Raw genomic sequence first — 4626 nt, forward strand, 5'->3', positions numbered from 1 at the left:
CCGCGCTCGCCGCGGTCGCCGCGCAGGAAGCGGCGGCCCTGGGGGCGGCCGGCTCCCGCCGTCTCCCTGACGGGGCGCCGGCGGACAGGACGCGGATACCGGAAGACCTTGTAGGGATGCAGGATGTCGGTGAGCAGCATGCCGACCCGCGCGCGGCCGGCCGTTCCGGACCTCACCCAGACGTCCCGGATCTGCTCCTCGTCGGCGTGTTCGGCGACCAGGACGTCCAGCGGCGTCTCGAACCGGACGGCAGCAGCACCTGGAGGCCCTCGGGGCCCGGCTCCCAGGCGGGGGCGACCAGATGGCCGGCGTCGCAGTGCCCGGCGTGCAGCACCTTCTCCGGGCCCTGGGCCGAGACGACGACCAGTTCCCAGGTGCCCTCCGCCAGGGTGCCGCGGCGCGGGACGATCGCCGTGCCGCCGAGGAAGGGGGACGTCACCGAATCGCTTCTTCCCTGCACGTCCCGGCAGAGCAGCGACAGCCCGTCCGGGACCGCGCCCGCCTGCCGCTGCGGGCGGAGCCGCACCTGGAGGTCCCCGTCGGCCAGCACGGTGCAGTCGGCCGCGCCGGGCAGCTCACGGGCGGCCGCTGCCGCGGTGAGGATCGCCTCGAACCGCTCGGCGCTGGGGCCGGGACCGTACCGCTCGGAGGTCCGCCGGGCCTTCTCGGCCATGGCCCTGCGCCGGTCGTCGTCCTCGATCAGCTCGATGACGGCCTGCGCCAGGGCCTCGCGGTGTCCCCGGGCGGGATCAGCAGGCCGTCCTCGCCGTGCGTGAGGATGTTGCGCGGCCCGTGGTCGCAGTCCATGGCGACCACCGGCAGCCTCCGGGTCATCGCCTCCACGGTCACGTTCCCGAACGGCTCACGCAGCGACGGCAGGACGAAGACCGAGCCCTTGGCGAACTCGGCGGTGACCGGGAACGCGGTCCCCATCAGATGCACGTGGTTGTACAGCCCCCGCTCCTGGATCCGCCGGCGCAGGGCGGGCTCCTCGGGGTCGCTGCCGTAGATGCGCAGCCGCCAGTCCGGGTGCCGTGCCGCCACGGTGGCGAAGGCGTCGATCAGCCCGTCGAAGTTCAGGGGGTGTCCGCCTAGAAGGGGTCGAAGTCGTCGAACTCCCGCTCGGCCTCGTCGCGTTCCGCCTGGCGGTCGCGGCGGCGCTGGGCGGCCGGGCGGGGCGCCTCGAAGCGGTGGTCCTCGCCGCGCCGGCCGAGCATCTCGGCGCCGGCGGACATGGACGGCTCCCAGTCGAAGACGACCGCGTTCTCCTCCGGTCCGATGGCCACGCCGTCACCGGCGCGGGCGCCGGCCTTCACCAGCTCCTCCTCGACACCGAGGCGGTTGAGCCGGTCGGCGAGGTAGCCGACGGCCTCGTCGTTGTTGAAGTCGGTCTGGCGCACCCAGCGTTCGGGCTTCTCGCCGCGCACCCGGAACAGTCCGTCGGCCTCGCGGGTGACGGTGAAGCCGGCGTCGTCCACGGCCTTGGGCCGGATGACGATGCGGGTCGACTCCTCCTTGGGCTTGGCGGCCCGCGCCTGCGCGACCAGCTCGGCGAGCGCGTACGACAGCTCCTTCAGCCCGAGGTGGGCGACGGCGGACACCTCGAAGACGCGGTAGCCGCGCGCCTCCAGGTCCGGCCGCACCATCTCGGCCAGGTCCTTGCCGTCCGGGACGTCGATCTTGTTGAGGACGACCACGCGGGGACGGTCGTCGAGCCCGCCGTACGCGCGCAGCTCGTCCTCGATGACGTCGAGGTCGGAGACGGGGTCGCGGTCGGACTCGAGGGTGGCCGTGTCCAGCACGTGCACCAGCACGCTGCACCGCTCGACGTGCCGCAGGAACTCAAGCCCGAGGCCGCGGCCCTGGCTGGCGCCCGGGATCAGACCGGGGACGTCCGCGATGGTGTAGACGGTCGACCCGGCGGTGACCACGCCCAGGTTCGGCACCAGCGTGGTGAAGGGGTAGTCCGCGATCTTCGGCTTGGCGGCGGAGAGCACGGAGATCAGCGAGGACTTCCCGGCGCTCGGGTAGCCGACCAGCGCCACGTCGGCGACGGTCTTCAGCTCCAGGACGATGTCCCGCACGTCCCCCGGCTCGCCGAGCAGGGCGAAGCCGGGCGCCTTGCGCCGCGCGGAGGCGAGGGCGGCGTTGCCGAGCCCGCCGCGTCCGCCCTGGGCGGCGACGTAGGAGGTGCCGTGCCCGACGAGGTCGGCGAGCACATTGCCGGCCTTGTCGAGCACCACGGTGCCGTCCGGCACGGGCAGGACCAGGTCCTGACCGTCCTTGCCGCTGCGGTTGCCGCCCTCGCCGGGCTTGCCGTTGGTGGCCTTGCGGTGCGGCGAGTGGTGGTAGTCGAGCAGGGTGGTCACGGACTGGTCGACGGTGAGGATCACATCGCCGCCGCGCCCGCCGTTGCCGCCGTCGGGTCCGCCGAGCGGCTTGAACTTCTCACGGTGGACGGAGGCACAGCCGTGACCTCCGTTACCCGCGGCGACATGCAGTTCGACGCGGTCCACGAAGGTGGTCATGGTGGGGTGCCTCCAGAGACGTTCAGGAAATTCTTGATTCTTGCCACGCGTCCGCACGCGGCTCGTGCCACGCCTTCCGCACGCGGCTCGTGCCACGCGTCCCGCACGCAGCAGGTCATACGCGTCTTAACACGCGAAAGGCGGACCCGCCTTCCCGCCCGGGAAGTGAGGTCCGCCTCGCGAAGGTGTCCGGCGCTGAATCAGGCGATTCAGGCAACCGGGACGATGTTCACGACCTTGCGGCCACGGCTGGTGCCGAACTGCACCGCACCGGCCTGAAGCGCGAACAGAGTGTCGTCGCCGCCACGGCCGACACCGGCACCCGGGTGGAAGTGGGTGCCGCGCTGACGGACCAGGATCTCACCCGCGTTGACGACCTGACCGCCGAAGCGCTTCACGCCGAGCCGCTGGGCGTTCGAGTCGCGACCGTTACGGGTGGACGATGCGCCCTTCTTGTGTGCCATCTCTCCTCAGTCCCTTACTTCGCAGCCGTGGGGATCTCAGTGACCTTGATCGCCGTGTACTGCTGGCGGTGGCCCTGCCGGCGGCGGTAGCCGGTCTTGTTCTTGTAGCGCAGAATGTCGATCTTCTGGCCCTTGTGGTGGTCCACGACCTCGGCCCGGACCTTGATGCCGGCCAGCACCCACGGGTCACTGGTCACGGAGTCGCCGTCGACGACGAGCAGGGTCGAGAGCTCGACCGTGTCGCCCACCTTGGCGGTGGAAATCTTGTCAACCTCGACGATGTCGCCCACTGCAACCTTGTGCTGGCGACCACCGCTGCGCACGATGGCGTACACGCGATCTCTCTTTCGCTCGAAGAACGGCACCCCCGCAGGCCAGCCGCTCGGCATGAACGCGAACGGCCTCTTCCGGACACCTCGGTGCCCGGAAGGAAGAGGTTTACGGGGATGTGGCGGTCCCGATGGACACGCCGACGGTCAAGGGTACGGGGCCCGCACCCGAGGGGTCAAACCGGGCCCGCGCCGTCCGCGACGGACGTCCGGTAGTCGGCGTAGGCGCCCTTGATCTGCTCCGGTGACAGCTCCAGATGCTCCAGGATCGTGTAGCGGCCCGGCCGGGTCTCCGGCGCGAACTCCACGGCCCGGACGAACTCCTCGTCGCTGAACCCGATCTCCTCCGCCAGCACCGGAAGCCCGTGCCGGCGCAGGGTCTCTGCCATCAGCCGCGAGCCCTGCTGGTCGCCGCGCAGATGCATGGCGAAGGCCGCGCCCAGTCCCACCTGCTCGCCGTGGCTCGCCGCACGCCTGGGGTACAGCAGGTCGAGCGCGTGGCTGATCTCGTGGCAGGCGCCGGAGGACGGCCGGGTGTGCCCCGCGATGGACATGGCGATGCCGGACATCACCAGCCCCTCGGACAGCACGGTGAGGAAGCCGTCGTCGCCCGCGCTGCCCGGGTGCCGGAGCACCGCCTCGCCGGCCTGGCGGGCCATCGCCGCGGCCAGACCGTCGACCTTCTCACCGTGGACCCGGTGGGACAGCTCCCAGTCGGCGACGGCGGAGATGTTGGAGATGGCGTCGCCGATGCCGGAGCGCACGAAGCGCACGGGCGCCTCGCGGATCACGTCCAGGTCGATGAGCAGCGCGATGGGCGTCGGCACGCCGTAGGAGCCCCGGCCCGCGTCGTTGTCCAGGATGGACACGGGCGAGCAGATGCCGTCGTGCGAGAGGTTGGTGGCCACCGCGACCATCGGCAGCCCGATGCGGGCCGCCGAGTACTTGGCGCAGTCGATGACCTTGCCGCCGCCGAGCCCCACGACCGCGTCGTAGCGCCCGGACTTCATCTCGTCGGCGAGCCGGACGGCGTCGTCGATGGTGCCGCCGCCGACCTCGAACCAGGTCGCGCCGGGAAGCGAGGGCGCCACCCGCTCCCGCAGCCGGGCACCGGAGCCGCCGCTGATGGCGACGGCCAGCCGGCCCGACTGCGAGATGCGCTGATCGGCGAGGACGGCCGCCAGGTCGTCGAGGGCACCCGGGCGGATGTCCACCACGACCGGGGACGGAATGAGCCTCGTCAGAACTGGCACGCGATCTCCCGTCCGCGGGCGAGGTCGTCGTGGTTGTCGATCTCCACCCACT

6 protein-coding genes are annotated in these 4626 nt (G+C 71.7%); all 6 read right to left on the reverse strand.

The window, feature by feature from the left end; all coding sequences use genetic code 11:
* Positions 1-172 precede the first annotated feature (172 nt).
* The 6 genes from ABD207_RS22805 to ABD207_RS22830 all read right to left on the reverse strand — a co-directional run bounded on the left by ABD207_RS22805 (position 173) and on the right by ABD207_RS22830 (position 4574).
* A complete protein-coding gene (locus tag ABD207_RS22805; protein WP_344014967.1) occupies positions 173-673 on the reverse strand; it encodes a hypothetical protein in 501 nt (166 codons plus the stop codon).
* Positions 674-699: 26 nt separating this feature from the next.
* Positions 700-1044 carry a glycosyltransferase gene (locus ABD207_RS22810; RefSeq protein ID WP_425580794.1) on the reverse strand — a complete coding sequence of 115 codons (345 nt, stop codon included), beginning with the start codon at positions 1042-1044 and terminating at the stop codon, positions 700-702.
* Positions 1045-1091: 47 nt separating this feature from the next.
* On the reverse strand, positions 1092-2528 hold the full coding sequence (gene obgE, locus ABD207_RS22815; protein ID WP_344014968.1) for a GTPase ObgE: 1437 nt from the start codon (positions 2526-2528) through the stop codon (positions 1092-1094).
* Between the two features lie 209 nt (positions 2529-2737).
* Positions 2738-2992, reverse strand: coding sequence for a 50S ribosomal protein L27 (gene rpmA, locus ABD207_RS22820; protein ID WP_073938528.1), 255 nt, complete (start codon positions 2990-2992; stop codon positions 2738-2740).
* Positions 2993-3006: 14 nt separating this feature from the next.
* Entirely contained in the window at positions 3007-3327 is a 321-nt protein-coding gene (gene rplU / locus ABD207_RS22825; RefSeq protein WP_167996413.1) for a 50S ribosomal protein L21, read from the reverse strand.
* Positions 3328-3497: 170 nt separating this feature from the next.
* Positions 3498-4574: an iron-containing alcohol dehydrogenase family protein gene (locus ABD207_RS22830; protein WP_344014969.1), complete on the reverse strand. Its 1077-nt coding sequence runs from the start codon at positions 4572-4574 to the stop codon at positions 3498-3500.
* Between the last annotated feature and the right edge of the window lie 52 nt (positions 4575-4626).

The sequence above is a fragment of the Streptomyces thermospinosisporus genome, assembly GCF_039526425.1.
In the GTDB taxonomy this organism is placed as follows: Bacteria; Actinomycetota; Actinomycetes; order Streptomycetales; family Streptomycetaceae; genus Streptomyces; species Streptomyces thermocarboxydovorans.